The following is a 4,532-nucleotide window of genomic DNA, read 5'->3' as shown; positions in this document are numbered from 1 at the left end:
ACACCTGTTCCCATCCCGAACACAGAAGTAAAGTCCTCCAGCGTCGATGGTACTTGGCGGGTAGCTGCCTGGGAGAGTAGAACGTTGCCGGTTTGAGACTATAAGTAAAGCCTAATCGATTTTCGATTAGGCTTTTTTTATGTGAAAGAATTCATTACAAAAAATTGACATCTATTTAACAATATGTATGTTATAATATTAACGATGAAGGGCGAGGAATTCCTTTCTCTAAATCACAAGCTAACTAAATCGTTTTTTTAATGGTCAATGAATCTGACGCAAAGGAGTTTTCCAATGCAGAAGGCGTAGAATGGACTTTAATTTTCATGCGCCTTTTGGGCGCATTTTTTATTTTTGGGGGGTTTATGGAGACACGAGTTGCATTAATCGGTATTGTTGTTGAACAGTATGAGTCTGCTGAAAAATTGAATCAAATTTTACACGACTATGGCCAATATGTTATTAGTCGTATGGGTGTACCTTATCGGGATAAAAAAATACACATAATCTCGGTGGCTGTGGATGCACCTATGGATATTATCAGTACCATTTCAGGAAAATTAGGGATGTTACAAGGTGTTTCTACAAAAACTGTATATGCCAAAAATACTGGGAGCAAACTATGACAAATAAGGCGCGTATAGATTATTTACATCGTTTTAGGCAGTTAAATGATAAAGATTTAACAATTCTAATTGACACTTTTTCAAAAGAAGATTTAATGTATGCTAAAAGTATAGCCATGGCAATAAAAGAAAGTTATTATGGCCGTGACATTTATATAAGGGGATTAATTGAATTAACCAATTACTGTCAGTGTAATTGCTTATATTGTGGCATAAGAAGTGGCAATACTAAAGCTGAAAGATATCGTATTATGCCTGACGAGGTGTTTAAGTGTTGTGAAAAAGGTTATGAGTTGGGATTTAGAACATTTGTCATTCAAGGTGGTGAAGATCCTTGGTATACAGATGACAAATTGGTGCCTATGATTCAAAAAATAAGAAATAACTATCCTGATTGTGCCATTACATTGTCTCTTGGAGAACGTTCAAGGACATCGTATGAAAAATTATATGATGCAGGTGCAAATCGGTATTTATTGAGACATGAAACAGGTGATGCATCTCATTATAGAAAATTGCATTCACCAGGACAAGAGTTGGCAGATCGATTGACTCATTTAAAAATTTTAAAGTCTATCGGGTATCAAATTGGCACAGGATTTATGGTTGGTTCACCTGGACAAACGCCAGAATCATTGGTTAAAGATTTGTCCATATTAAAAGAGTTAAACCCTGAAATGGTTGGCATTGGACCTTTTGTACCACACCATGAAAGTGTTTTCAAAGCGTGTCCTCCGGGACGTGTAGATTTAACTCAATTTATGTTGGCTTTAATAAGAATTATGTTACCATCAGCCTTAATTCCAGCGACAACTTCACTTGGAACTGTTGATGTAAAAGGTAGGGAAAAGGGTGTACTGTCTGGTGCAAACGTCATAATGCCAAATTTATCACCAATGAATGTACGCAATAAATATTTGTTATATGATAACAAGGCATACACTGGATCAGAAGCAGCAGAAAGTTTAGAAAATTTAAGGAAAGACATGGAACTTATAGGTCACCAAGTTGTTGTTCATAGAGGCGATTTTATTGCCATAAGAGAGGGGAGTATATAATGTATAATAAAACATCAAAAAAAGCAGCAGAATTTATAGATCATAATGAAATTATGGATACACTTGAATACGCTCAAAAGAATAAATCCAACAGAAAATTGATTGATTCTATTCTTGATAAAGCGAAACAAGGTATGGGATTAACACATAGAGAAGCAACTGTTTTGTTGGAATGTAATCTTGAAGATGTGAATGAACAAATTTACCAACTTGCAAAAGATATTAAAGAAAAATTTTATGGCAATCGAATCGTGATGTTTGCACCGCTTTATCTATCAAATTATTGTGTAAATGGATGTGTCTATTGTCCTTATCACTATCAAAACAAACATATAGCGAGAAAAAAATTAACTCAAGATGAAATTCGACAAGAAGTCATGGCGCTTCAAGATATGGGACATAAAAGGTTGGCGCTTGAAACGGGTGAAGATCCTATAAATAGTCCAATTGAGTATGTACTTGAAAGCATTAATACAATTTATAATGTCAAACACAAAAACGGTGCCATAAGAAGAGTAAATGTTAATATAGCAGCAACGACAGTGGAAAATTATAGAAAGTTGGCAGATGCAGGTATTGGTACTTATATTTTATTTCAAGAAACATATCATAAAGAAAGCTATGAAAAATTGCATCCAACAGGTCCAAAGCATGACTATGTATACCACACTGAAGCAATGGATCGAGCGATGCAAGGTGGTATCGATGATGTTGGTCTAGGTGTTTTATTTGGTCTTGAAAGATACCGATATGAATTTGCTGGTCTTTTGATGCACGCTGAGCATCTAGAAGCAACTTATGGTGTGGGGCCACATACAATTAGCGTACCACGTATTAGACATGCAGATGATATAGATGCAGATGATTTTTCAAATGGTATAGATGATGAGATATTTTCTAAAATTGTTGCATGTCTTAGAATATCAGTACCTTATACAGGTATGATTATTTCCACTAGAGAAAGTAAGACTTGTCGTGAAAAAGTTTTAAAACTTGGTGTTTCTCAGATAAGTGGAGGGTCTAAAACAAGCGTAGGTGGCTATGTAAAACCTGAACTTGAAGATCATAAATCAGAACAATTTGATGTAAGTGATAATCGGACTTTGGACGAAGTTGTTAAGTGGTTATTAGAATTGGGCCATGTCCCTTCTTTTTGTACAGCTTGTTATAGGGAAGGACGCACTGGCGATCGGTTCATGAGTTTATTGAAGAGTGGTCAAATTATCAATTGTTGTCATCCTAATTCTTTAATTACATTAAAGGAATATTTAATGGACTATGCAAGTGAAGAGACGCTAAAACTTGGTGAGGCTATTATTGCGGATGAAATTGAAAAAGTTACACATCCAATTGTAATGGAGAAAGCAAAATCAAATTTACTGTCAATTGAAAAAGGCGAACGCGATTTTAGATTTTAGGAGATTGTAATGGGAATGAATCAAACACCTTCATCAGAACGCATACACATTGGAATATTTGGTAAAATGAATGTTGGAAAATCCAGTGTAATTAACGCAATAACAGGTCAAGATTTGGCAATTGTATCCGATGTTCCAGGAACAACAACTGATCCAGTGTATAAAACGATGGAGCTTTTACCAATAGGACCGGTTGTAATTATGGATACACCTGGATTAGATGACACAAGTGTACTGGGCAGTCAACGTATTGCGAAAACAATAGATGTGCTCAAAAAATCAGACTTGGCCTTGGTGGTCGTGGATTCAAATACAGGAATTTCAGACAAAGACCAATTTATTATAGATGATCTAAAAAAAAGAAGAACACCCTTTTTAGTTGTTTTAAATAAAGCAGATGTTTACCATGCCAAGACCATAGAATGTGAAGAAAATCATATCGTTGTAAGTGCTTTAACAGGTTTTAATATTTTTGAATTAAAAGAAAGAATTGGTGCAATATCGAGAGAAGCACATCAAGAAAAATATATTGTTATGGATATTTTGAAACCAAAAAGTTATGTTGTTTTGGTGGTCCCAATTGATAGTGCAGCACCAAAGGGCAGAATCATTTTGCCACAACAGCAGGTTTTGAGGGAAGTATTAGATTTTCATGGGAAATGCATGGTTGTACAGCCAGAAGAATTGAAAGATTTATTAGATATGATGAAACAACCACCTGCACTTGTTATTACGGATTCTCAGGTATTTGAACAAATAAAAGATACTGTTCCGAGCACAATTATGCTCACAAGTTTTTCGATCCTCTTTGCCAGATATAAGGGAAATCTAAAAGAAGTGGTAGCAGGCGCAAGGGTATTGAAAACATTCGCGGAGAATAAACCTATAAAAATATTAATAGCCGAGGGATGTACGCATCATAGGCAGTGTGATGATATAGGAACTGTCAAGCTTCCAAAGTGGATTCAAAAATATTTGGGGCATGATAATATTGAGTTTAAGTTTACAAGTGGAACCGGATTTGTTTCGGATTTTGAAGGTATTGATTTAGTCGTTCATTGTGGGGGTTGTATGTTGAATACAAGGGAAATGGGACGGCGTATTGATGAAACAGTCTTGAATAATGTGCCTATAACAAATTACGGTATTCTGATTGCACACATGAATGGGATACTAGATCGAAGCGTAGAACTATTTGCTTCAGAATTATAAAACTCGAGTTGCAAAGGGGTGGACTTTAATGGTGAAAGTCTACCTCTTTTTTACTTCTATCAAAAAGATGAAAAAAATCTAAAAATGACGTTGACATGAAAATAAAATCTTGATATAATATCCAAGTTGTCGCTGATAAGCGGCGTCGAGAGAACCTTGAAAATTGAACAGCTTAAATGAAAAAAACCAAACGCAATTCAGTTGAGGGAAACTTCAAA

The 4,532-nt window shown here is 35.3% G+C and carries 4 protein-coding genes and 1 rRNA gene; all 5 read left to right on the top strand.

What is annotated here, in order from left to right:
* A 5S ribosomal RNA gene (rrf, locus tag JOC49_RS12845) occupies positions 1 to 93 on the top strand; the annotation flags it as partial.
* 272 nt (positions 94 to 365) lie between these two features.
* Positions 366 to 626 carry a TM1266 family iron-only hydrogenase system putative regulator gene (locus JOC49_RS12840; RefSeq protein ID WP_204665439.1) on the top strand — a complete coding sequence of 87 codons (261 nt, stop codon included), beginning with the start codon at positions 366 to 368 and terminating at the stop codon, positions 624 to 626.
* The gene (gene hydE, locus JOC49_RS12835; RefSeq protein WP_204665438.1) at positions 623 to 1,684 is read left to right on the top strand and encodes a [FeFe] hydrogenase H-cluster radical SAM maturase HydE; all 1,062 of its coding nucleotides are present in this window, start codon (positions 623 to 625) and stop codon (positions 1,682 to 1,684) included. The genes JOC49_RS12840 and hydE overlap by 4 nt, the downstream gene beginning before the upstream one ends.
* Positions 1,684 to 3,102 (top strand): [FeFe] hydrogenase H-cluster radical SAM maturase HydG, encoded by a 1,419-nt coding sequence (hydG, locus tag JOC49_RS12830; RefSeq protein ID WP_204665437.1) that lies wholly within the window; start codon positions 1,684 to 1,686, stop codon positions 3,100 to 3,102. Before hydE ends, hydG begins: the two co-directional genes overlap by 1 nt.
* A 9-nt stretch (positions 3,103 to 3,111) precedes the next feature.
* The gene (gene hydF, locus JOC49_RS12825) at positions 3,112 to 4,314 is read left to right on the top strand and encodes a [FeFe] hydrogenase H-cluster maturation GTPase HydF (protein WP_204665436.1); all 1,203 of its coding nucleotides are present in this window, start codon (positions 3,112 to 3,114) and stop codon (positions 4,312 to 4,314) included.
* Positions 4,315 to 4,532 lie beyond the last annotated feature (218 nt).

The sequence above is a fragment of the Fusibacter tunisiensis genome, assembly GCF_016908355.1.
GTDB classification, from domain to species: domain Bacteria; phylum Bacillota; class Clostridia; order Peptostreptococcales; family Acidaminobacteraceae; genus Fusibacter_D; species Fusibacter_D tunisiensis.
The sequence above is the reverse complement of the archived record's forward strand: the minus strand, read 5'-3'. Positions and strand labels throughout refer to the sequence as shown.

What these genes read in the sequence shown, in the direction of transcription:
- hydF (WP_204665436.1), top strand. Translation starts at nt 3,112, where the DNA reads ATGGGAATGAATCAAACACCTTCATCAGAACGCATACACATTGGAATA.
- hydE (WP_204665438.1), top strand. Translation starts at nt 623, where the DNA reads ATGACAAATAAGGCGCGTATAGATTATTTACATCGTTTTAGGCAGTTA.
- JOC49_RS12840 (WP_204665439.1), top strand. Translation starts at nt 366, where the DNA reads ATGGAGACACGAGTTGCATTAATCGGTATTGTTGTTGAACAGTATGAG.
- hydG (WP_204665437.1), top strand. Translation starts at nt 1,684, where the DNA reads ATGTATAATAAAACATCAAAAAAAGCAGCAGAATTTATAGATCATAAT.